The 21,953-nt window shown below is 64.3% G+C and carries 21 protein-coding genes; 14 read left to right on the forward strand and 7 right to left on the reverse strand.

The window, feature by feature from the left end:
* Window positions 1-249 precede the first annotated feature (249 nt).
* From H1S03_RS14160 to H1S03_RS14190, 7 genes are all read left to right on the forward strand, one after another.
* Window positions 250-606 carry a response regulator gene (locus tag H1S03_RS14160; RefSeq protein ID WP_185804979.1) on the forward strand — a complete coding sequence of 119 codons (357 nt, stop codon included), beginning with the start codon at window positions 250-252 and terminating at the stop codon, window positions 604-606.
* A gap of 101 nt (window positions 607-707) precedes the next feature.
* On the forward strand, window positions 708-1,490 hold the full coding sequence (locus H1S03_RS14165) for a sulfotransferase family protein (protein WP_185804980.1): 783 nt from the start codon (window positions 708-710) through the stop codon (window positions 1,488-1,490).
* Window positions 1,491-1,554: 64 nt separating this feature from the next.
* Entirely contained in the window at window positions 1,555-2,277 is a 723-nt protein-coding gene (locus H1S03_RS14170) for a Crp/Fnr family transcriptional regulator (protein ID WP_185804981.1), read from the forward strand.
* 166 nt (window positions 2,278-2,443) lie between these two features.
* Window positions 2,444-4,585, forward strand: a complete 2,142-nt coding sequence (locus tag H1S03_RS14175) for an HAD family hydrolase (protein ID WP_249777937.1) — start codon at window positions 2,444-2,446, stop codon at window positions 4,583-4,585.
* Between the two features lie 3 nt (window positions 4,586-4,588).
* A complete protein-coding gene (locus H1S03_RS14180) occupies window positions 4,589-5,857 on the forward strand; it encodes a glycosyltransferase (RefSeq protein WP_185804982.1) in 1,269 nt (422 codons plus the stop codon).
* Window positions 5,850-6,788, forward strand: coding sequence for a glycosyltransferase family 2 protein (locus H1S03_RS14185; RefSeq protein WP_185804983.1), 939 nt, complete (start codon window positions 5,850-5,852; stop codon window positions 6,786-6,788). The genes H1S03_RS14180 and H1S03_RS14185 overlap by 8 nt, the downstream gene beginning before the upstream one ends.
* Before the next feature lies 1 nt (window position 6,789).
* Window positions 6,790-7,959: a glycosyltransferase gene (locus H1S03_RS14190; RefSeq protein ID WP_185804984.1), complete on the forward strand. Its 1,170-nt coding sequence runs from the start codon at window positions 6,790-6,792 to the stop codon at window positions 7,957-7,959.
* Between the two features lie 42 nt (window positions 7,960-8,001).
* On the opposite strand, the gene H1S03_RS14195 is transcribed toward H1S03_RS14190, so the two are convergent.
* From H1S03_RS14195 to hmgA, 6 genes are read right to left on the reverse strand one after another with little or no spacing between them, the layout of a single operon-like run.
* Window positions 8,002-8,190: a DUF2783 domain-containing protein gene (locus H1S03_RS14195; RefSeq protein ID WP_185804985.1), complete on the reverse strand. Its 189-nt coding sequence runs from the start codon at window positions 8,188-8,190 to the stop codon at window positions 8,002-8,004.
* The gene (locus H1S03_RS14200) at window positions 8,187-9,812 is read right to left on the reverse strand and encodes an FAD-dependent oxidoreductase (RefSeq protein WP_185804986.1); all 1,626 of its coding nucleotides are present in this window, start codon (window positions 9,810-9,812) and stop codon (window positions 8,187-8,189) included. Before H1S03_RS14200 ends, H1S03_RS14195 begins: the two co-directional genes overlap by 4 nt.
* 11 nt (window positions 9,813-9,823) lie before the next feature.
* The gene (locus H1S03_RS14205) at window positions 9,824-10,774 is read right to left on the reverse strand and encodes an MBL fold metallo-hydrolase (protein WP_185804987.1); all 951 of its coding nucleotides are present in this window, start codon (window positions 10,772-10,774) and stop codon (window positions 9,824-9,826) included.
* 11 nt (window positions 10,775-10,785) lie between these two features.
* Window positions 10,786-12,042, reverse strand: coding sequence for a fumarylacetoacetase (gene fahA, locus H1S03_RS14210; protein ID WP_185804988.1), 1,257 nt, complete (start codon window positions 12,040-12,042; stop codon window positions 10,786-10,788).
* Between the two features lie 2 nt (window positions 12,043-12,044).
* A complete protein-coding gene (maiA, locus tag H1S03_RS14215; protein WP_185804989.1) occupies window positions 12,045-12,683 on the reverse strand; it encodes a maleylacetoacetate isomerase in 639 nt (212 codons plus the stop codon).
* Window positions 12,680-14,038: a homogentisate 1,2-dioxygenase gene (gene hmgA, locus H1S03_RS14220; protein WP_166195626.1), complete on the reverse strand. Its 1,359-nt coding sequence runs from the start codon at window positions 14,036-14,038 to the stop codon at window positions 12,680-12,682. Before hmgA ends, maiA begins: the two co-directional genes overlap by 4 nt.
* Before the next feature lie 105 nt (window positions 14,039-14,143).
* On the opposite strand from hmgA, the gene H1S03_RS14225 reads away from it, so the two are divergent.
* On the forward strand, window positions 14,144-14,623 hold the full coding sequence (locus tag H1S03_RS14225) for a MarR family winged helix-turn-helix transcriptional regulator (protein WP_249777938.1): 480 nt from the start codon (window positions 14,144-14,146) through the stop codon (window positions 14,621-14,623).
* Between the two features lie 57 nt (window positions 14,624-14,680).
* Here the strand turns inward: H1S03_RS14225 and H1S03_RS14230 are convergent, their stop codons facing one another.
* Entirely contained in the window at window positions 14,681-15,493 is an 813-nt protein-coding gene (locus tag H1S03_RS14230; protein WP_185804990.1) for an IclR family transcriptional regulator, read from the reverse strand.
* Window positions 15,494-15,685: 192 nt separating this feature from the next.
* On the opposite strand from H1S03_RS14230, the gene H1S03_RS14235 reads away from it, so the two are divergent.
* The 6 genes from H1S03_RS14235 (at window position 15,686) to H1S03_RS14260 (ending at window position 21,895) form a co-directional block, all read left to right on the forward strand.
* A complete protein-coding gene (locus H1S03_RS14235) occupies window positions 15,686-16,453 on the forward strand; it encodes an SDR family NAD(P)-dependent oxidoreductase (RefSeq protein ID WP_185804991.1) in 768 nt (255 codons plus the stop codon).
* A gap of 31 nt (window positions 16,454-16,484) precedes the next feature.
* Entirely contained in the window at window positions 16,485-18,194 is a 1,710-nt protein-coding gene (locus H1S03_RS14240; protein ID WP_185804992.1) for an FAD-dependent oxidoreductase, read from the forward strand.
* 93 nt (window positions 18,195-18,287) lie between these two features.
* Window positions 18,288-19,361, forward strand: a complete 1,074-nt coding sequence (locus H1S03_RS14245) for a TRAP transporter substrate-binding protein (RefSeq protein ID WP_185804993.1) — start codon at window positions 18,288-18,290, stop codon at window positions 19,359-19,361.
* A 77-nt stretch (window positions 19,362-19,438) separates the two neighbouring features.
* Window positions 19,439-19,933 carry a TRAP transporter small permease gene (locus H1S03_RS14250; RefSeq protein WP_166195611.1) on the forward strand — a complete coding sequence of 165 codons (495 nt, stop codon included), beginning with the start codon at window positions 19,439-19,441 and terminating at the stop codon, window positions 19,931-19,933.
* Window positions 19,888-21,219 (forward strand): TRAP transporter large permease subunit, encoded by a 1,332-nt coding sequence (locus H1S03_RS14255; RefSeq protein ID WP_185804994.1) that lies wholly within the window; start codon window positions 19,888-19,890, stop codon window positions 21,217-21,219. Before H1S03_RS14250 ends, H1S03_RS14255 begins: the two co-directional genes overlap by 46 nt.
* A 94-nt stretch (window positions 21,220-21,313) precedes the next feature.
* On the forward strand, window positions 21,314-21,895 hold the full coding sequence (locus tag H1S03_RS14260) for a hypothetical protein (protein WP_185804995.1): 582 nt from the start codon (window positions 21,314-21,316) through the stop codon (window positions 21,893-21,895).
* Window positions 21,896-21,953 lie beyond the last annotated feature (58 nt).

Consider the following 21,953-nt stretch of genomic DNA (forward strand, 5'->3'; position numbering starts at 1 on the left):
CCTATCGCCAAGGTCTGCGCAGACGCGCGGACCCCTGCGGGGCGCGCAAGGCGTCCGCATGTGCGCATCATGGGACGAAAACGGCCCCTCCGCGCGCGGGCCGTCCAACCCGGTTTGGCAATCCGGTTTTGGCATTCCAGCTTCGGCAATTCGGTGACTGAACGGGTGGAGCAAAGCGATCTTTCGCGTGAGGGCGCGGTGGATTAGGATGAGGACGGGCAAAGCCTTCAGATGAACTGGAGAAGATGAATGAGCAAGGCCGCGATCCTCGTGCTGGAGGATGACGCGCTGATCGCGATGGATATCGAGATGACCCTGTTGGACGCCGGGTATGATACTGTTTGGGTGCATACCAATTCCGCCTCCGCGCTCGACCAGATCGCGCGGGAGGCACCGGGTGCGGCGCTGCTGGATTTCAATCTGGGGCAGGGCAAGGTCAGCCTGCCGGTCGCGCAGGAGCTGAAGGAACGGGGCATCCCGTTCGTCTTCCTCAGCGGCTATTCCGACGCGACGGTTTCGTTGCCCGAGGGGTTGGGCGACCGGCGCAGGATCGCGAAGCCGTTTCAGGCGCAGGAGTTGGTGAAGGCGGTGGGCGAAATGCTCTGACCCCCCCCCCCGGCGGGCCGGGGCGGGGAACCGTGCCACCGTGGGAAGCGTTGTCGCAGGCATTGTCGGGCATACGCAATCATTGCTGCGGGGGAGGGGAGATGGTGAAACGCCCATCCTATGTATTCGTCGGTGGTTTGCACCGCTCGGGCACCAGCCTGCTGGCCGGGCTGATCGGGCAGCATCCTGACATCGGCACCATCGAGGGCGCGCCGGTCCCGGAACAGGAGGGCGTCTATCTGCAAGGTGCGATTGCCCATACCGCGCGGCATGGGGTGCCCGGTGACTTCGCCCACGATCCCGATCAGCATCTGACGGAACTCAGCCCCTGCAACACGCTGGAAACCGCCACCCGCCTGACCCGCGACTGGGACGGTTGGTTCCAGCCCGGCACGCCCTGGCGGATCGAGAAATCGCCGGTGAACCTGCTGCGCGCGCGGCTGTATCAACAGCTTTTCCCCATGGCGCATTTCATTTTTCTGGTGCGTCACCCCCTCGCCGTGTCGCGGGCCACGGCGAAATGGTCGGGGAAAACCGAGAGCGAACTTCTTGAACATTGGCAGGCGGCTTACCAGATCGTCGAGCGGGATTTGTCGTATCTGCATTGCGCGCTGGTGCTGCGATACGAGGACCTTTGCGCCGCGCCGGCTCAGGTGATGGACCGGGTGGCGGCGTTTCTCGCGCTCGACCCGGCGCCGTTTCACCGGGGGGTGCACGATGTTCACGACGGCAATGCCCGCTATCTGGACGCCGCGCCAGCGGGGCCGCTGCCGGAAATTGCCGGGCGTCTGGGATACGGTCCCGATGGGGTTCGCGCCCCGATGGCTGAGGGTTTCGCGTGTCGCCATGTCTTCCGCTCGATCCGGGAGGCTGTCGATCCGTAACATGCGGATGGCGTGACATTTCAGGACGCGGGCCCCCTCTGCCCCATGGATGGAGAAAGGCGGAATGAAAAGTGCATTGATCTGCCGTCTGGAACGGTCCGTCGTTCTGACCGCCGAGGAGCGTGACTGGATCGCCCGACTGGAACGTGAGGAACGGCCGGTCGCCGCGCGCACCACCCTTTATGCCGAGGGGGAGCCGATGACCGACGGTCACGTCCTGCGCTATGGCTGGGCCATCGTGCGCGGGCGCTGCGTCAACGGGCGCGCGCCGATCCTGCGGATCTATCTGCCGGGGGAGATTATCGGCCTGGCGGAGCTGGGCCGGGCGGAGGCCGTGCACAGCATACAGATGCAGACCGATGGCAGCGTCAGCACCTTTCCCCGCGTCCTGTTCGCGGAGCTGATTGCGGACGCGCCGCGCCTTGCCGCCCTGCTGGTGTCGCTGAGCAGTCTGGACCAGATCGTGCTGCGCGAATGGCTGGGGGCGTTGACGCGCATGGACGGCGCGTCGCGGCTGATCCACTTCCTGTTGCAGATGCGCGACCGGCTGGCGCCGCTGTCCGGCCATAAATCGGCGCGGTTCGAGTTGCCGTTCAGTCAGGCGGAAATCGCGGATATTCTGGGCGTCACCACGGTTTACGTGAACCGGATGTTCCAGACCCTGCGCAAGGAGGGACGGCTGGAAAACCACGGGCGCAGCGTGCGGTTGCTGGATGTCGCCGGGATGGAGCGTGACGTGGGCTACCGCGACGTTCAGCAGGGCCTTTATACGGACTGGTTCACGTGAACGCGCGCGCCGTAACGCGGCAATTGGCCAAGTCAAAGCGAAAATCGCGCAGCTGAACAGTAGTATATTGTTTTCGAACAAAGTCGGGAAATCGGGCATTTCGCGGCGGTTGGCACGCATCCTTTTGCGCGGCCCGCCGTTGTGACCTTGTTGAAAGGACCCGCCGATGCCCTCCGCTCAGTCAAACTACCATCAGGACATTCCTGCCGCCAGTAACGATATCGCGAAGATTGCACGTGGCCGGATCTCGCCCGGCCCGGTCCGGGGCAGGGGCAGGGTGGCGGCTGCGGATCGCGGTGTGCATATCGTGCATCTGGCCCTGGGCGGGTGCCTGTCCGCGCCGCCGGTGAATTACGGCCTGACCGAGGATACCGGCGGGCATATCGGCTATATCCTGGGGGCCGCGATGGCACAGATCGCCTGCGCCGGTGTCGGGCGGGTCGAGATCTTCACCCGTGCCTTTGACGGGTTCGAAGGCCGCTATCGGGCGGAGGTGGAGCAGATCGTGCCCGGCTGCACCATCCGCCGCCTGACGACGCGCAACCTTGCGTATCTGGAGAAAAGCGCCCTCGCGGCTGAGGTTGCGGCCTATCAGGAGGCCTTTCTGGAGCATCTGGCCCGTGGCCCGCGCCCCGACGTGATCCACGCGCATTTCGCGGATGCCGCCGGAATTGCCGCCGCTGCCGCCGAAAGGTTCGGTATCCCGTGGTTCTACACACCGCATTCGCTGGCGCTGGACAAGGTCGCCGCGCTGGGAACCGCCTGCCCGGATGAGCGGGCGCGCATCGCGCGGGAACGCGCCGCGATTGCGGGGGCGGATGCGATCCTCGTGTCCTCTCGGGATGAGGCGGAACGACAGGTTCTGGCCTATGATCAGGGCGCGGCGGGCCGGTGTCATCGGGTAAATCCCGGTGTGATGCTGCCGCCGGACTCCGGCGCGCAGGCGGCGCGCGCGCTGATTGATCCGCTGCTGGACGATCCGCAAAAGCCGATCCTGCTGGCCATCGCGCGCCCGGTGCGGAAAAAGAATCTGGCGGCCCTCGTCCGGGCCTATGCCGCGACGCCGGCGCTGCAACGCCGCGCCAATCTGGTCATTCTGGCCGGGCAGCGGCCCGTCGGTCCCGCCTCCAACCCGGTGATCGCGGAGGTTGAGCGCCTGATCGCCGCGCATGGCCTGCAGGGCAAGGTGGCCGTGCCCCACCGTCACGATCAGATGCAGGTGAGGGCGCTTTACACGCTGGCCGCACAGGGCGGAGTGTTCGTGAACCCGGCATTCAACGAACCGTTCGGCCTGACCATCGTTGAGGCAGCGCAGGTCGGGGTGCCGGTGGTGGCCACGCAGGTGGGCGGGCCGTCCGATATCCTCAAGGATCTGGATCAGGGCGTGCTGATCGATCCGACCGATGACGCGGCCATCGCCGCCGCCTGCCTGTCGCAACTGGACGAACCCGCGCGCCGGCGCGCCGCCGTGGCGCAGGAGAGGGCGAGAGCGCAATTCGACTGGACCGCCTATGCCGCGCGCAGCGTGGAAATCCTGCGCGGCCTGCATTCCGCGCGCCCGGCATCCCCCGCGCCATCGCAGCTTTTCGCCAGTGACATCGACGGCACGTTGACCGGATGCCCGGAGGGTGTGCGCGGTTTCGCGCAATGGCGGCACCTGCGGCCCCACACCCGCTTTGCCTGCGTCACGGGCCGCGCGATGGGTGAGGCGCAGCGCGTGCTGTCGCTGTGGAAGCTGCCGGAACCGGACGTGTTCATCACCTCCGTCGGGAGCGAAATCTGGCGGCGGCAGGGAACCGCGCTGGTGCTGTGTCAGGATTATGCCGGGCATATCTCACCCGGGTGGGAGCCGGAGGCGGTCGCGGATCTGGCCGCGCGGCTGCACATCCGCAACCAGCCGGAATATGAGCGTCGGCGGTGGAAGGTCTCGTTCCTGGGCGATGCGGATCAGGCTGCCGCCCTGCGCGATCTGATGCGGGCCGAGGGCGTGGAGGGGCGTGTCATCGCCTCACACGCGAGCTTCATCGACGTGCTGCCGCAACGGGCCGGAAAGGCCGCCGCCATCCGGTTCGAGGCTGCGCGCAGCGGTCTGGAGGAGGGTGACTGCATCGTTGCGGGCGACAGCGGCAATGATCGCGACATGCTGGAGAGCTTCGCCAACGCCATCGTGCCCGCAAATGCCTATGCCGAGCTGGCGACCCTGCGCAATCCGACCCTCTATCGCAGTGCGTATCCCTATGCGCGTGGCGTGGTGGACGGGTTGCGCGCCCTCGACACGGAAGCGGCCGCCCGGATCGCGGCGGAGTGAGCCATGAAAGATAATCTCGACACCCCCGACGATCTGCCTTGCGATGTGTCTGGCGTTCGGCCCGGCGATCTGCGCCCCATCGGATATTTCGTGCATCATCAGGGGCGCGGCCACGCGGTGCGCGCCGCCGCCATCGTCAACGCGCTGCCCCCCGCGCGCCCGGTGACGCTGTTTTGCGCGCGGGACGATATCTTTCCCGAGCTGAGGGGGAATGTCCGGATCCAGCGCATCCCCTCACTGTTTGAGCGGCGGGGCGATGAGGTGCCCTCCGCCGACAGCATCGCGCCGCCCGAAACGATGCACTGCGCCCCCCTGGGCTGGCCCGCGATACGGCAGGCGATGGCCACGATCACCGGCTGGTTCCACAGCGCCGATCCCGCCCTGATGATCGTCGATGTCAGCGCCGAGGTGGCGCAACTGGCGCGGCTTTGTTCCGTGCCGGGGGTGGTCGTGGTGCAGCATGGCGATCGCGGCGATCCCGGCCATCGCGCCGCCTATGCCGGGGCGAGCGGGTTGTTGTGCCCGTTCCACGCCGATCTGGCGCAACCGGACTGGCCGCAGGCGATGCGGGCCAGGATGGGGAACTTCGGCGGTCTGGGCGTGGATACCGGTCTGCCGGACCGCGCCACGGCCCGCGCGCGGATCGGTGTGGACACGCAGCGCCCGGTCGCGCTGGTCATTTCGGGTGGCGGGGGCAACGGCATCTCGCAGGCGCCGCTGGGGGTCGCGGCGCGCAGCGTGCCGGATTACGACTGGATCACCATTGGCGAGGTGCAGCGCGACTGGCACGCGACGGAGCCTGCGAACCTGTCGCATCGCGGCTGGGTGGACAACGCGCCCGATTATATCGCCGCCGCCGATCTGGTGGTCGCTTCGACCGGGAACACGACCTGCGGGCAGGTTCTGGCGGCGGGCAAGCCGTGGATCGCGGTGCCGGAATGGCGCTATTTCGATGAGCAGGTGGAAAAGGCGAAGGCCATCGCCCGCGCCGGAGCGTGCACGCATCTGCCGCATCTGCCCTCCAGCGCGCATCGCTGGGTCGAGGCGGTCGAGAGCGCGCAGCGTGACCACCGCCCGGACCTGCAACGCGCCCTGATCGACGCGAGCCCGGCGCAGGACGCGGCCCGCTGGATCGAGGCGTTGATCGCCCGCATCTGGGCGGACAGGGGCGCAGACCTGCTCGGCGCCGCACCCGATCCTACACCGCCCGAAACAACCCCGACCGACCCCATCCAGCCCGAAATTGCGTCACAGGAGCCGACACATGCCTGATATTTCCGTCCTCACGATCTGCGCCGGGCGTCTGTCGCATCTGGAAAACCTGATCCGCGGGCTTTGCACGCAGACCAGCCTGCCCGGTGAGCTGGTCATCGGGGTGATGCAGGATGCAATCTATGACGACCTGCCCCAGACTCCGTTTCCCGTGCGTCAGATCGTGGTTCCCCGCGAAACCGAGGCGCTGCCGCTGGCGCGGGCGCGCAATGTCGTGGGCAATGCCGCGCGGGGCGAGGTGCTGATCTTTCTCGACGTGGATTGCATCCCGCATTCCGAATTCGTCGCGGATTACGCACGGCATGTCCACCCCGGCGCGGGGCTGTTCATGGGTGAGGTGCAATATCTGCCCGCCGGGGCGACTGATGGCGGGCTGGACGACGCGCGGTTCGACCGCCTCTCCGTCCGTCATTCGGAGCGTCGCGGCCCGCCGCTGGAGGGGATCGACCCCTGCCGGGATTATCGCTGTTTCTGGTCGCTGAACTTCGCCATGCACCGCGATGACTGGCAGCGGGCAGGGGGCTTTGACGAACGCTTTACCGGCTATGGCGGTGAGGATACGGATTTCGGGCGCAGCGTGGCCGAAAGGAACATCCCCCTCTGGTGGCAGCGTGGCGCGCGGGTCTATCATCAATATCACGCGCATTGCATGCCGCCGATCCACCACCTCGCCTCGATCCTGCACAACACGCAGGTTTTCGCGGACAAGTGGGGCCACCGCACGATGGAGCACTGGTTGCGGGCCTTTCGCCTGATGGGGCTGATCCGCGAGGGTGCCGACGGGCTGGAGGTCGCCCGCGCCCCGGATGAGGACGACTTCGCCCTGTGCCGTCAGCAGCAGCATCAGCCCTTTGCCAGCTCGGACAAGGTGTTGAAGGAACTGGAACGCCGTGCCGCAGAAGGCGACGCCGCCACCATCGCGGCGCAATAGGATGGACCGGCCCCTTAGAATTGCCCTGATCGCCCATGTCCGCCACCCCATCGCGCAGCCGTTCAAGGGCGGGATGGAGGCGCATGCCTTTCAATTGTGCCACTGGCTGACCCAGGCCGGGCATGAGGTGACGCTGTTCGCCTCGGGCGATAGCGATGCGCCCGGCGCGCTGGTTCCGCTGATGCAGGAGCATTACGACAGGCACTATCCCTGGCACCGGTTCCATGGAACGGAGGTTTTGACGAACCTGCTCGACACGGCCTTTGCCGGCGCCTTGCCCCGGCTGGCGGATTTCGACGTGGTGCACAATAACAGCCTGCACCGCTATCCGCCGCGCCTGTCCCGGCGCGACCGCATCCCGATGGTTACCTCCCTGCACATTCCGCCCTTTCAGGCCTTGCGCCAATCCGTGAATGACAGCGCCGCGCCGTGGTGCCGCTTTACCGTCTGTTCGGAGCGGCAAAGGGATGTCTGGTGGCCCGCCGGTGCGCCGTCCAGCGCGCATGTGCTGTATAACGGCATCGACACGGACAGCTTTACCTTTCAGCCGCGGGGCAATGGGCGGGCGCTGTGGGCCGGGCGGATCACGCCGAACAAGGGCACGCATCTGGCCGTCGCGGCGGCGGCGCGGGCGGGGATCGGCCTGTCGATCCATGGCACGATCGAACATGCGGATTATTTCGAGAACGAGGTGCGCCCGCATCTGACCGAAGATATCCGGTATGAGGGGCATTCCGACATGCAGCACCTCGCGCGGGAGATGGCGCAAGCCTCCGTCCTGCTGTTCACACCGCTGTGGGAGGAGCCGTTCGGGCTGGTCGCGGCGGAGGCGATGGCCTGCGGCGTGCCGGTCGCGGCGCTGGCGAATGGTGCGACGGCGGAGGTGATCGGCCGGGGCGGCGTCGTGGCGGCAGCAGAGACGGGCGAGGCAGATACGGCGGAGGCTTTGGCCACCGCGATCCGGCAGGCGCTGACGCTGGACCGCCGCGCGGTGCACGACTGGGCGACCTCACGCTATGGCAAGCGGCGCATGGTGGAAAATTGCGTGGCCCTGTACCGCACCGCGATGGCGCAGCGCGACGCCCCGGCGGGGGAGGTGGCGTTCGGCCAGGGCGACCTGCCGGGCGACCTGCCGGGCGGCGGCGTCGATCTGGGGCGCAGCGCGGCGTGATTGCCGACCGGATCGTGCCAGATTCTGCTGGGCGACGGGGGCCTAACCGGCGGCCTTCAGCGCCTGTTGCAGGATGGCGCGATCGCCCACATGGTTGGCCAGAACGAGGATCAGCCGCGCGTTGAACGCATCGCTTTCCGGCTTGCTCAACCCCGCATGCGCGGCGAGCAGTTCATCGTAAAACCCGTCCGGGTCGGGGATGTTTGGGGTCAGATTGAGTTCCTCGGTCATATCCCTCGTCCTGTTGCATTTCGCATGGCGGTTTCGATCTCTGCTGTACTGGCTGTCGCCCACCGCGCAACGATGTGCTGATCGGGGCGGATCAGATAGATGCCTTGGGGTTGATCCCCCAGATAGCGCGCGGCAATGGCGCCGGTCGGATCGTCGCGCGATGTCTCCAACGTGATTGTGCGAAGGGCAATACCGTCGGTATCCGCCATGTCCGGCGGCGTGGTGTTGAGAGCCAGAAGCGTGAAATCGCCCCCAAGGCGGTTGAGCAGAAAGCCCTCCGCCATGGGGGCATCGGCGCAGGTCGCACCCACCCGGCTGCGCGCGGGTCCGTCCAGTTCATCCGGCCCGTTCAGCGACAGCCCGTCATAGACACAAGGTGTCGAAAGACGGCCGGAATTGACCAGGGGCCGCGCGAAGGCGTGCTGCTGCGCCAGTTTCAGGACCGCGTTGCGAAAGGTCTTGCTGATCTCGGTCTTGGGGGTCAGGAAATCGGTCGCGCGCACGGAATTGAGTATGTTTTCATCCGCCGCGCGCACGCGTTCCTCGGAATAGGTGTCGAGCAGGCTGTCAGGGGCCAGGCCCTTGACGACCAGGTCCAGCTTCCACGCCAGATTGTCCGCATCCTGAACGCCGGAATTCGCGCCGCGCGCCCCGAAGGGCGAGACCTGGTGCGCGCTGTCGCCGGCGAACAGAACGCGGCCATGGCGGAATTTTTCCATGCGGCGGCACTGGAACGTGTAGATCGAGGTCCAGTCCAGCTCATATTCCGCGCCTTCGCCCAGCATCGCATCTATGCGGGCGCGGATCTTGTCGGGTTGAAGTTCGGTGGCGCGGTCGATGTCCCAGCCCAGCTGGAAATCAATGCGCCAGATATCGTCCGGTTGCTTGTGCAGCAGGGCGGAGGCACCGCTGTCCTTGAAGGGCGGTTCAAACCAGAACCAACGTTCCGTGGGGAAGTCGGCTTTCATCTTGACATCCGCGATCAGGAAATTGTCCTCGAACACGCGCCCGTCAAAGCTGAGGCCCAGACCCTCACGCGTGGTGGAGCGGGCACCGTCGCAGGCGATCAGCCATTCGGCCTCAACCTGATAGGGCCCGTCCGGCGTGTCCAGATCCAGCAGCACGTGATCGTCATGCCGGGTCAGCCCGACAAGCGCGTTCTGGCCGCGAATTTCGATTGGCGCGCCGTCGGCCTGCGCGGCGCGGATTTCGTTCACCAGGAATTTCTCGAAATAGGGCTGTTGCAGATTGATGAAGGCGGGCGCCTTGTGGCCATCCTCGGGCTGAAGGTTGAACTCGAACACCCGCTCATCCCCGTGAAAGACCTTGCCGACGTTCCAGACGACGCCCTTGTCCAGCATGACCTTTCCCGCCCCGAGACGGTCACAGATTTCCAGCGTCCGCTTGGCAAAGCAGATGGCGCGGCTGCCCCGCCCGATGCCCTCATGATCGTCCAGCACCAGAACCGGCGTTCCCTTGCGCCCCAGATCGAGAGCGGCGGCCATGCCGACCGGGCCGCCCCCCACGATGACGACGGGATGGCGCACGGGCGCGGCCCCCATCGCGGGCACCTTCCGGTAAGGGTACATCTTGAACGCGATGTCGTAACGGACGTCTACCATCTGCCCGGCTCCTATCCCTGCAATTGCGCCCACATCTCCAGATCACGGGTGTCGGTCCAGATGCGGGGGTGCCAGATGCCGCGCGCCTCGTCATATGCGCGGCTGACATTGAACGGCAGGCAGTGCTCGTAAATCGCGTAATCCTGGAATTTCGGGTCGCATTCGGCGCGAACGGCGTCCCATGCGTCCTTGAGCGTGCCGCCCTTCATCGCGACGCGCTGCGCCGGTTTGTAGGTGCTGTCGAGGAAATCGCGGGTGCCCTCGATCGCGCTGTCGACCGCGTCCCTGCCCACCAGCGCCCCACCGCGACCCGGCGCGATCGCGTCAACCTCATAGGCCTTGATATTGTCGAGCGTCTGGCCCCAATTCGCGAAATAGCCGTCGCCGCAATAGCAGGCGGAATGGTCCTCGACGATGTCGCCGGTAAACATCACATTCTGATCCGGCACGTGAATGACGGCATCGCCCGCCGTATGCGCCCGGCCGAGATGTTTGATATCCACGCGGCGGTTGCCCAGATACACCGTCATGGTGTCGCTGAAGGTCGTCGTCGGATAGGTCAGGCCGGGGATGCTCTCATGCCCCTCGAACAGACGGGGGAAGCGCTGGAATTCGCTGTCCCAATCCTCCTGTCCGCGCTCCACCACCATGGCGCGGGCCGCGTCGGACATGATGATCTGATCGGCGCCATAGGCCGAGGCCCCCAACACACGCACGGCGTGATAGTGGGTCAGAACGACGTGGCTGATGGGCTTGTCCGTAACCTCACGCACCTTTTCGATGACCTTGTTGGCCAGACGCGGGGTTGCCTGCGCCTCGACGATCATCACGCTGTCATCGCCGATGATCACGCCGGAATTCGGGTCGCCCTCGGCGGTGAAGGCCCACAGGCCCTTGCCCACCTCGTCGAACGTGATTTTCTTTTCCGACATATCCCCTTGGGATGCGAATGCTTTTGCCATTGTTCCGGTCCTTATGAGGGGAGTTTCACTGCGGGAAGGATCGTGCCCGTGCACGTTCCGAACCCGATCTGGTAACCGTCACCGACGGCCCTGCCGCGCAGGGTCAGCGTGTCACCGTCTTCGATGAATGTGCGGACCTCGCCGGTGTCGAGGGTGAAGGGTTCGCGACCCGCCCAGCAAAGCTCCATCAACGATCCGTATTCGGACTTGTCAGGGCCTGAAATAGTGCCCGAGCCCAGCAGATCGCCGGTGTTCATGCCGCATCCGCCGCTGGCATGGTGGCACAGCTGCTCGGCCGCGGAATAATACATCCGGTTGTAATTGGTTCTGGACAGCGTCGTGGCCCTGTCCGCGCCGGCGGGCTGCATCGACACCTCAAGTTCGATATCGAACAGCCCGTCAATCGAGCTGTCGAGATATGGCAGCAGTGTCCGCTCACGCGCCGGGGTGGGCGCGCGGAACGGTTCCAGCGCGGCGGTGGTGACGATCCACGGAGAGATCGAGGTGCCGAATGCCTTGCCCTGAAACGGGCCGAGGGGCTGATATTCCCAGCTTTGAATATCGCGCGCGGACCAGTCATTCAGCAGCACATAGCCAAAGATCATCGCGTCCGCCTGATCGACGGTGATGGGCGCGCCGAATGCGGAGGGGGTTCCGACGATTGCCCCCATTTCCAGTTCGATATCCAGCCGCTTGCACGGGCCGAAATCCGGCATCTCGGCATCCGGTGCCTTGGTTTGGCCGTTGGGGCGGCGAATGTCCGTGCCCGAAACGACGACAGACGACGCACGCCCGTTGTACCCCACCGGGATGTGCAGCCAGTTGGCCGGCAAATCGGGGGAGCCGCGCAGCATCGCGCCCATGTTCTGCGCGTGCTGACGCCCGGCGTAGAAGTCGGTATATTCGGACACGCGCAACGGCATATGCAATGTCGCGTCCGCCTGCGGCACAAGGTAAGGCGCGATTGCGGCCCGGTGTTCGGACCCCTCGGCCAGCAGCTCGGTCAAACGGGCGCGCAGCCTTGCCCACAGATCGGGGCCCAGTTCCATCACGCCGTTCCAACAGGGCGCGTGGAATACGCCCCCCTCGGCCAGCGCGATCAGTCCGGCGGTTTCGAGGGCGGCCATATCGAGGATCATGTCGCCAATCGCCACGCCGCAGCGCGGCTCGGTGCCCTCGGTGGAAAACACGCCATAGGGCAGGTTGTTCAGGGGAAATGGGGTTTCGGCGGAATTCGCGCCGGTCACCCAGCTTCTCATCAATGTCATGGTCATACTCTTGCGCCTGAGTGATTGTCTGGTTGATTGTCGGGATGCGCATCGGCGATGGCGGGAATGCGCAGGCAATGCTGTTCCATGCGCGCGATTTTCGGGAACGCGCGCAGATCGACACCCCAGCGGTGGGCGTTGTAGGCCTGCGTGGTGATGCAGATCCCGGCAATGTCGGGGGTTTCGGGGGGCGCGCCGTCGGGCAGCATCGCCTCAATCGCGGTGAAGCCTTCGATTATCCAATGGCGCATCCAGTCGGTTGCCTGATCCGGCGTCGCGCCGAACCGCGATTTCAGCTGTCCGATGATCCGCAGGTTGTTCACCGGATGAATGTCCAGCGCGACGGCATGTGCAATCGCCATGACCCGCGCCCGCGCCATGGGTTCGCGGGGGATCAATTGCGGCTGGGGCCAGGTGGCGTCGATATATTCGATGATCGCCAGCGATTGCGTCAGCACCGCGCCATCGTCGAGCACCAGCGTCGGCACGCCCTTGCCGGCATTCAGCGCGGCATATTCCGGCGCGTTCTGATCGCCGGCGACCAGATCGACCGGGATCGTCTCATATGCCAGCCGCTTGAGGTTCAGCGCCGCGCGCACGCGGTAGGATGTGGTGGATCGCCAGTAGGAATAGAGCTTCATTTCCTGCCCGGCGTCCCGTCGAACTTCTTTTCCAGCGAGGTCCAGCAGTCGATGTAATCCTCCTGCAACGGCGCCTCCTTAGCCGCGAAGACGGTCAGGTGCTGGGGAAAGCGGGTCTCGAACATGAAGGACATCGTATCGGTCAGCTTTTCCGGCTTCAGCTCGGCATTCGAGGCCTTCTCGAACGCCTCCATATCGGGGCCGTGCGGAATCATCATGTTGTGCAGGCTGACCGAACCGGGGGCGAAGCCATTGGGCTTTGCATCATATTTGCCGTAGATATTGCCCATCATCTCGGACATGACGTTCTTGTGATACCAGGGCGGGCGGAACGTATCCTCCTGCGTCATCCAGCGTTCGCGAAACAGCACGAAATCAATATTGGCCGTGCCCGGCACGCCCGACGGGGCGGTAAGAACGGTAAAGATCGACGGGTCGGGATGGTCGAACAGGACCGCCCCGATCGGGCAGTAATTGCGCAGATCATATTTGACCGGCGCGTAATTGCCGTGCCATGCGACGACGTCCAGCGGGCTGTGGCCGATCTGGGTCTGATGGAACTGGCCACACCATTTTATCGTCAGGGTGCTGGGCACCTCACGGTCTTCGAAGGCGGCGACCGGGGTCTTGAAATCCCGCCTGTTGGCCATGCAGTTGGCCCCGATCGGGCCACGGCCGGGCAGCTCGAACTTCTGCCCGTAATTTTCGCACACGAACCCGCGGGCGGGGCCCTCGATCACTTCGACGCGGTAAACCAGACCACGGGGCAGCAGGGCGATCTCCTTTGGTTCCAGGTCGATGATGCCCAGCTCCGTGCAGAAGCGAAGGCGGCCCTCCTGCGGCACGACCAGCAGTTCGGAATCGGCGGAATAGAAATACTCGTCCTTCATGCTCTCGGTCACGAGGTAGACATGCGAGGCCATGCCGACCTGCGTGTTCACGTCACCGGCGGTGGTCATCGTGTGCATTCCGGTCAGCCAGGTCATCGGCGTTTGCGCATGGGGAAGCGGATCCCAGCGATATTGGCCAAGGCTGGTCACATCGTCGATGACATGCGGCGCGGATTTCCAGTGCGTCGGCTGAAGCCGCGTGTAGCGGCCCGAATGTTTGACCGAGGGGCGAATCCGGTAGCACCATGTGCGTTCATTCTGATGGCTGGGCGCGGTGAAGGCGGTGCCCGACAATTGTTCGCCATACAGGCCGTAATTGCATTTCTGGGGGCTGTTCATCCCCTGCGGCAATGCGCCGGGCAGGGCCTCCGTCTCAAAGTCGTTCCCGAACCCCGGCATGTAGCCTTCGGTCGTTCCCACAGGTGTCCGCGCGATGTTCATCGAAGGTGAAGAGTGCTTGTTCATGAAGGACCCCTTTGGTGGCTCGAATGGTGGCTCGAACGAATCGTTGCATATGAAACTATCATTTGGGTATTGGTTGAAAATGTAACTATCAACGGAAAATCGTGAATGTCAGATCAAGCTGCGCACGGCGCGGGTGGGGCCATGCAGGACGACCCCGACGCGAAATTCGACCTCAAGGATTTCCTGCCCTACCTGCTCAACATCTCCGCCGAGGTTACGAGCAGCGGGTTCGCGGACAATTACAAGCGGGAATACGGGATGACGCGCACGCAATGGCGCGTGCTGTTCCACCTTGGCCGGTACGGAGAGATGACGGCCCGCGACATCTGCACCCGTTCCCGTACCCACAAGACCAAGGTCAGCCGCGCGGTCAGCGCGCTGGAGGATATCCGCTTTCTGAAACGGCAGCGGAACCTCGACGATCGCCGCTTTGAAAGCCTGTGCCTGACGACGGAGGGGCACAAAGCCTACAAGACCTTGTGTGGCAAGGCCGGCAGCTACGATCGCATGTTGATGTCGCAGTTCACGCCCGAGGAAAACGCCATCCTGCGCAGGTGCCTGCGCCAGTTGGCGAACCTGTCCTAGGACACGCAGCCAGGGCGCGGCCATGGGGCAGGGGCCCCGGGTTCGAATCCGGGAAAGCTAGACCTTGTACCCGAATGCGGACGATACCTTTTCGGCCGTGCGCAACACGATGCGGGCCAGGGTGCCGTCGGGGCGGGCATCCACGCGATCCGTGCGGCCAAACAATGTCAACGCCATGCAAAGCCGCCCGGACACATCGAAGATCGGCGCGCTGACCGCGCCAAACCCGTCGCCGCCGCCATTGCTCATCACGGCGTAGCCCTGGTTGCGTGTCTCGGTGATCGCCTCGGCCAGTGAGCCGCGGTCTTTCGGGGCGTTGGACCGGCCTGAATTGCGGTTCTGCTCCAACTCACGCTCGATCAGGGGATCGCTGCGGGCGGAGTCCTCGAAACTGGAAAACAGCAGACCCGTGGCCGAGAAGGTCAGCGGGCAGTGATGCGTGGGCGCGATGGTCGTGGCGAAATCGTGCCGGGCCTCGATCACCCGGATCATGGTCGGGCCCTTTTCGGTCCAGACGGCCAGGGCCGCTGTCTCCCCCACCATTTCGACCATGTCGTTCAACATCTGTTCCGCCACCTTCAACGGCTGGAACCGGGCAAACCCCTTGATGCCGAGTTGAAATGCCGCAGGCCCCAGATCGTATTTCGAGGTTTCCTTTGACTGAAGGGCGAGGCCGATCCGTATCATGCTGACCAGATAGCGATGCACCTTGGCCGACGGCATTCCGACCTGGGCCGAGATCTCGGCCAGCTTCAACGGGCCATCGGCCTGAATCAGGACATCCAGAATTGTGCCTGCAATCTCAACGGATTGAACGCCGCCCTTTGCTTTCTCGGGCGCTGTATCCCCACCGCTAACAATCCGGTCCATGTTCATTTCGTACCCTTTTTCCGAGCCGTTCCCGACAGTCGCGAATAGGAGTTGACAGAATTTCCATTAGTAATCAAGATTACGTGTAATGAACTAGATTACATAATATGTAACTTATGCTCCGAAATCAGAACGCCATTTTGATTTCGCTATTCCGAATTCGGAGCGTGTGGAACGGGGAGGATGACACCGATGGCCGAGGCTTCGGATGATTTGCTGAAAGGGGATGTCGCCGTGATCACCGGCGCGGCGCAGGGCAACGGGGCCGCGATTGCGCGCGGACTTGCCGCGGCGGGCGCGGCGGTGCTGCTGTGTGACATGAATGAAACAGGTGCGAAGGCCGAGGCGGATCGCATCAAGGCCGAGGGCGGACGTGCCGAGGGTCTGGCGCTGGACGTGACGGATCGGGCGGCCTGCGCGTCCTTCGCGGATCGCGCGAAGGAGGTGTTCGGCAATGTGTCGATCCTCGTGAACAATGCCGGGATCACCCGGCGCACCGCCCCGCATGAGGCCGATTTCCTCAACCATCTGGACGCGCAGGTCGCCGTCAACCTGAACGGCACGGCGAATATGGTCGTGGCGCTGCTGTCCCAGCTCAAGGCGACCGGGGGCCGCGTGGTCAACATCGGCTCGATCGCTTCGTTCGTGGCCTATCGCAATTCGGCCAGCTACGCCGCGTCCAAGGGCGGGGTGCTTCAACTGACCAAGGCGCTGGCCTGTGATCTGGCCTCCGAGGGGGTGCGGGTCAACGGCATCGCGCCGGGCGTGATCGCCACCCCGATGACCGAGGGCACCCGCGCCAATCCCGAGGCGATGGAGCGGTTCATGGCGCATACGCCGATGGGCCGCGTCGGTCAGCCCGAAGAGCTGGTCGGCCCCGTGCTGTTTCTGGCGTCGCGGCTGTCCAGCTACGTCACGGGCACGATGCTGCCGGTGGATGGCGGGTATCTGGCGAATTGAAACACTCCCTTTTGATTGGAAAGAATGAACCATGACGGACGAACTGCCGATAGTTGAATGTGACCTTCTGGTCGCCGGTTCCGGGGCCAGTGGCATGACCGCTGCCATCGTGGCCGCGAAAAAGGGGCTCAAGGTTATTGTCGTCGAAAAGGAACCGGTGTTCGGCGGCACGACGGCGCTGTCGGGCGGCTATCTGTGGATTCCGAACAACCCTGTCAGCCAGGAAGCCGGCGTGGAGGACAGCAAGCAGGCGGCCTATGAATATATGAGGCACGAGGCCGGCAATCAGTTCGATGCGGAGCGTGTGAATGCCTTTCTGGAAGGCGGGCCCGAGATGGTCGCCTTCATGCAGGAGCAAACGGAGGTGGAATTCGAGGTTTCCGCCGCATTTTCCGACTATCACCCGGACGCGCCGGGCGGAAAGCCGGGCGGGCGTTCGATTCTGGTCAGGCCCGTGAAGGCCTCGATACTGGGGAGCGACCTGAACAAGCTGCGACCCCCGCGCAAGGAGCTGACGCTGTTCGGCCTCGCCATCGGGTCGGGCAAGGAGCTTTGGCACTTCTACCGTGCGTTCAAATCGCTCGCCTCGTTCCTGTATGTGACGCGGCGCCTGACCAGGTTCGGGCTGGACAAGGCGTTCACCGGCAGGTCGCAAATGTTGACGAACGGCAATGCGCTGGCGGCGCGGCTCTACCGTACGGCCCGCGATCTGGGCGTGGAGGTGCTGCTCGACAGTCCGGTCAAGGCGTTGGAGCGGGATGCCGACGGGGCCGTGACCGGTGCCACGATCCTGACACCGCAAGGGCAGAGGCGCGTCATGGCCGCGCGCGGCGTTGTGCTGGCCTGCGGCGGGTTTCCGCAGGATATCGCGCGGCGCAAGACGCTCTACAAGCATCCCTCCGCCGAGGGGGAGCATGTGTCGGCGGCCAGTCCGGGCAATACCGGCGACGGGCTGAGCCTGGCCGAGAGGATCGGCGCCGCCACGGTGCTCGATTACCCCAACGCGGCCGCCTGGGCCCCCACCAGCCTGGTTCCGCGCCCGGACGGGACCAAGGGACCGTTTCCGCATTTCGTCGACAGGGGCAAGCCCGGCGTCATCGCCGTGCAGCGCAATGGCCGCCGCTTTGTCAACGAGGCCAACAGCTATCACGACTTCGTTCAGGGCATGGAGCGCGCAACCCCGCCGGGCCAACCCGTCGAGGCGTTCCTGATCTGCGACCACCGCACCATCCGCAAATACGGCCTGGGCTATGTCAAACCCGCGCCGCTGCCCCTGAAGCCGAATATCAAGTCGGGATATCTGGTCGAGGGCAAGACGCTGGACGATCTGGCCCGCAATGCCGGTCTGGATCCTGTCGCTTTCAAAGAAACGGTTGCACGGTTCAATTCCGAGGTGCCGAACGGTGTCGATACCGAATTTGGCCGGGGCAGCACCGCATATAACCGCTTCCACGGTGATCCGGAAATCACGCCGAACCCCTGCATGGCCCCGATCAGCGACGGCCCGTTCTATGCGCTGCGGGTGATCCCCGGCAGCATCGGCACCTTCGCTGGCATCAGAACCGATCACCATGCGCGCGCGCTGGATGAGGACGGCGCCGTCATCCGCGGGCTTTATGCCGTGGGCAATGACATGGCCAGCGTTCTGGGCGGCAACTACTCGGGCGGGGGTATCACATTGGGACCGGGCATGGCGTTCGGCTTCATCGCGGGTCAGCACGCAGCGCAGGACCCGAACTAAGGCCCGTTCCGCGGACCGATACGGCATGCGGGACAGGCTCAAAAATCCGCTGGCGCGAAAGCTGCCAGATAAATCTAGGGAGGATCGGATATCATGAAAGCAACCAGAATCAAGACGGCAGGCATGGCGCTGGCCGTGGCATTGGCAGGCATGGCCCCTGTGGCGGCGCAGGCGGAGACAGAGGTCATACTGTCCTACAACCAGCCCGCCACATCCGCCGCCTGGCAGGAGGTGATGGAGCCTTACGCCGCGCGGCTCGAAAGCCTGAGCGAGGGTGAGTTCGACGTCGCACGCTATCCCGGTGAAGTGCTGCACCCTGTCGCGGACGGTTTTCGCGCGGCGGCGACCGGCATCACCGACATAACCTCGGCATGGCCGCTCTATCAGGCGAGCAGTTTCTCACTGTTCCACGGGCTGCAACTGCCCGGTGCGATGCCCGACAGCGACATCGCCACGGTGCGCGTGATGGACGAACTTTACGCAACCTATCTGCGGGATGAATATGAGCGGATGCGGGTCAAGCTGGCCTTCAACGCCTCGACGCCGAGCTATGATATTCTGGCATCGCAGCCGATCAACTCACTCGAAGACCTGCGCGGCCTGCGCATCCGGGCGGGCGGCAGCACCGCAACCGAGATCGTGGAGAGGTTGGGCGGCATTCCGGTCACCATGTCGATTACCGATGCCTATACCGCGTTCCAGCAGGGGGTTGTGGACGGCATCATCCTGGCCAGCGCCGACATGGTCGCCTATCGCATGTATGAGGTGGGCAAGCATTACTATCAGATGAATGCGGCCCGCGTCGCGATCCCCCATGCGATCAACGCGGCGTTCTATGACGGCTTGTCGCCCGAACTTCAGGCGGTCGTGGCCGAGGCGGGCAATCAGGCGGGCTATGATTATGCGCGCATGTATATGGGCCTGACGCAAAGCGCCATCGAACGCATGACCGAGGAAGGCGTGACAATCGTTCAGGCCAGCGAGGAGGAACAGGCCCGGATCGCGGAGCTTTTGAACCCGATGTGGGAGGGTTTCGTGGCGGAAAACGGCGGTGAAGGGTCCGTCGCCGCTGCCTTCGTCAACGACATGCGCGAGCTGCGTGACAAGTACGAGGGCATGAGCGACGAGGAAATTCTGGCTCTGCCGCCGGTCGAGGGTCTGCGCTGACACGCCCCCCCGTCCAGATGTAGCAAGCCCGGTCCCGCGCAAGCGGGGCCGGTTTTCGAGCCAAAACAGAGGCGGCCATGACCCCTATATCCAAAGTATCCCGCGGACTCTTCTTTCTCTCTGCCTATGTCTGTCTGCCGATGATTCTGGTGCTCATCGGTGTCGATGTCACCCTGCGATATGTGTTCAATGCGCCGCTGGTCTGGGCGCAGGAGGCCTCGACCATCACCCTGTTCATGGCGATCATTCTGGCCCTGCCCGAAAGCTGGCGCCGTGACGTGCATATCCGGGCCGATTTCCTGACCACGATGATGCGGCCGGGCCTGAACAATGCGCTGGCGCGGCTGGTCTGGCTTATCCTGCTGGGGGTCAGCGTGCTGATCGTCATCCAATGCTGGAGCGACATCGAGCTGATGATTCTGTTCAACGAGCGGTCCACGGATCTGGGCCTGCCGCTTCACTGGTTCCGTGGGGCGCTGGGTGTCGTGGGGGCGGTCTGCGCTGTTCTTGCGGGGTGGAAGCTGCTGTGGCCGCGCCCGAGCGGCGATCCGGTGCGGGGGGACGCGTTGTGATCGCTCTGGGAACCGGCGCGTTTGTCCTTCTGATCCTGCTGATCGTGATCGGTGTTCCCATCGGGTTGAGCCTGATCGCGGTGGGGATCGGCGGTCTGGCCATCGTGGGTTCGCTGTCCACGGCCATGACCCAGATCACGCTGTCGTTCTGGTCCGAAGGGACCAAGTTCGTGCTGATCGCCATTCCCTTCTACATTCTGATGGGCAACCTGATCTATCATACGGGGATTGCCCGAAACATGTTCCGGGCCGCCTCCTATTGGCTCAGCTGGATGCCCGGCGGTCTGGCGATCGCGGCGGTTTTCGCCTGTGCCGGATTTGGCGCGGTGAGCGGTTCCAGCACGGCGACCGCCCGCACGATGGGGGCCATCATCATCCCCGAGATGCGACGCTATGGCTATGGCATGCCATTGTCCACCGGCGTTCTTTCGGCCTCCGGCACGCTGGGCATCCTGATCCCGCCCAGCATCATCATGATTTTCTATGGCCTGATGACGGAGACTTCGATTGGCGCGCTTTTCGTGGCGGGGGTCGTGCCGGGGCTGATAATTGCCCTGATCTTTGCCACGACCATCGTTCTGATCGTGCGCATCGACCCGGATCAAGGGGGGCACAAGGTCGCCGCGCCGGCGCTGGCCGAACGGGTTCGGGCGCTGCTTGGCGTGCTGCCGGTGCTGGGGCTGTTCACCGTGCTGCTGGGCGGGCTTTACCTGGGTGTCTTTACCCCGACCGAAGGCTCCGTGATCGGCGTCTTTGTGGTTCTGGTCCTGGGCTTTTTCCAACGCAGCCTCAGCTTTGACGCGATCCGGGCTTCGCTGACCGATGCGGCGCTGATGTCCACGATGTTGTTCGTCATCATCGTGGGAGGCACGCTGTTCACGCGGTTCCTCGTGCAGACGGGCCTGATCGAAGCGATCACGGGCGCGATGCTGGCCATGGATCTGGGCTATTTCCAGTTCATTTTCGCGGTGACACTGCTTTACCTCGTGCTGGGCTGCGTGCTCGACGTGTTCGGCATGCTGATCCTGACGGTGCCGATCCTGTATCCGATTGCAATGGCGCTTGGCATAGACCCGGTCTGGTTCGGCATCTATGTCATCATCGTGGCGGAGATCGGGCTGGTGACGCCGCCGCTGGGCGTCAATGTCTATGTGATCAAGACCGTTGCGCAGGATGTGCCGCTGGGCAAGATCTTCCTGGGATGCATGCCCTTTGTGGTCGGCATACTGGGGTTCATAGGCCTGCTGGCGGTGTTTCCGCAGATCGCCCTTTTCCTGGTTGAGTGACCGCTGATGCCGCGATGTCGGAACCCCACACCGCCATCGGGGTTGAACAGGTATTCCTGACCCAATCATTCTGACCCAATGGAGTATCGAAATCATGAAACAGGCTGCATATATCGCCGCGATGCTGGTCGCGCTGTCCACGCCTTCCGCCGCACAGCAATCGCAGGAAACGGCCCCCGCGCAAGACACGTCCGGCCAGTCTCAGGCCCGGAACCCGGATGCGAACCGCCAGAATGTGACGATGGATATGGGCATGCCGTCCTTCGTCATGGTCATTGACTTCAAAGGCGGCGCAGATGCGGATCAGGACATGATGACCGCCGCCGCCAGCATCGCACAGGACGCCCGCATCGCCGAGGTGACCCTGGCACCCGAGGCGGGAAAGATATCCGGAACGATCGTTCTGGAAGACCCGAATGCCTTTGCGGATTTGCAGGACGGCGGATTTGACACCCTGTTCGCCCCCCTGGGTGGTGCGGAAAGCGTCGAGATGCAGATGACGGCGTTTCGCCCGGCATTGCTGCGGATGGCCGACCCCGAAGCCCTGATGGAAGGCATGGGCGAGTTGACCATCGAATATACCAATACCGGCAACGATTCCGAGGGTGACGCGGATATCGACGCCGTCACGGTGATCTGCACCGGCCCCGACGCGAAATGCACCCCAAGCAACTAGCCCCCAGTCAAAACACCGCCGGCCGGGGCGGCCACGACGTTGAGGCGGGGGTCGAGCA

Origin of the sequence: Pontivivens nitratireducens, from assembly GCF_014235845.1 — a bacterium.
Classification (GTDB): Bacteria; Pseudomonadota; Alphaproteobacteria; order Rhodobacterales; family Rhodobacteraceae; genus Pontivivens; species Pontivivens nitratireducens.

Excerpts from the sequence above, each read along its gene's own strand:
- H1S03_RS14160 (WP_185804979.1), top strand. The coding sequence starts at position 250 with ATGAGCAAGGCCGCGATCCTCGTGCTGGAGGATGACGCGCTGATCGCG.
- H1S03_RS14165 (WP_185804980.1), top strand. The coding sequence starts at position 708 with ATGGTGAAACGCCCATCCTATGTATTCGTCGGTGGTTTGCACCGCTCG.
- H1S03_RS14170 (WP_185804981.1), top strand. The coding sequence starts at position 1,555 with ATGAAAAGTGCATTGATCTGCCGTCTGGAACGGTCCGTCGTTCTGACC.
- H1S03_RS14175 (WP_249777937.1), top strand. The coding sequence starts at position 2,444 with ATGCCCTCCGCTCAGTCAAACTACCATCAGGACATTCCTGCCGCCAGT.
- H1S03_RS14180 (WP_185804982.1), top strand. The coding sequence starts at position 4,589 with ATGAAAGATAATCTCGACACCCCCGACGATCTGCCTTGCGATGTGTCT.
- H1S03_RS14185 (WP_185804983.1), top strand. The coding sequence starts at position 5,850 with ATGCCTGATATTTCCGTCCTCACGATCTGCGCCGGGCGTCTGTCGCAT.
- H1S03_RS14190 (WP_185804984.1), top strand. The coding sequence starts at position 6,790 with ATGGACCGGCCCCTTAGAATTGCCCTGATCGCCCATGTCCGCCACCCC.
- H1S03_RS14195 (WP_185804985.1), bottom strand. The coding sequence starts at position 8,190 with ATGACCGAGGAACTCAATCTGACCCCAAACATCCCCGACCCGGACGGG.
- H1S03_RS14200 (WP_185804986.1), bottom strand. The coding sequence starts at position 9,812 with ATGGTAGACGTCCGTTACGACATCGCGTTCAAGATGTACCCTTACCGG.
- H1S03_RS14205 (WP_185804987.1), bottom strand. The coding sequence starts at position 10,774 with ATGGCAAAAGCATTCGCATCCCAAGGGGATATGTCGGAAAAGAAAATC.
- fahA (WP_185804988.1), bottom strand. The coding sequence starts at position 12,042 with ATGACATTGATGAGAAGCTGGGTGACCGGCGCGAATTCCGCCGAAACC.
- maiA (WP_185804989.1), bottom strand. The coding sequence starts at position 12,683 with ATGAAGCTCTATTCCTACTGGCGATCCACCACATCCTACCGCGTGCGC.
- hmgA (WP_166195626.1), bottom strand. The coding sequence starts at position 14,038 with ATGAACAAGCACTCTTCACCTTCGATGAACATCGCGCGGACACCTGTG.
- H1S03_RS14225 (WP_249777938.1), top strand. The coding sequence starts at position 14,144 with ATGTCAGATCAAGCTGCGCACGGCGCGGGTGGGGCCATGCAGGACGAC.
- H1S03_RS14230 (WP_185804990.1), bottom strand. The coding sequence starts at position 15,493 with ATGGACCGGATTGTTAGCGGTGGGGATACAGCGCCCGAGAAAGCAAAG.
- H1S03_RS14235 (WP_185804991.1), top strand. The coding sequence starts at position 15,686 with ATGGCCGAGGCTTCGGATGATTTGCTGAAAGGGGATGTCGCCGTGATC.
- H1S03_RS14240 (WP_185804992.1), top strand. The coding sequence starts at position 16,485 with ATGACGGACGAACTGCCGATAGTTGAATGTGACCTTCTGGTCGCCGGT.
- H1S03_RS14245 (WP_185804993.1), top strand. The coding sequence starts at position 18,288 with ATGAAAGCAACCAGAATCAAGACGGCAGGCATGGCGCTGGCCGTGGCA.
- H1S03_RS14250 (WP_166195611.1), top strand. The coding sequence starts at position 19,439 with ATGACCCCTATATCCAAAGTATCCCGCGGACTCTTCTTTCTCTCTGCC.
- H1S03_RS14260 (WP_185804995.1), top strand. The coding sequence starts at position 21,314 with ATGAAACAGGCTGCATATATCGCCGCGATGCTGGTCGCGCTGTCCACG.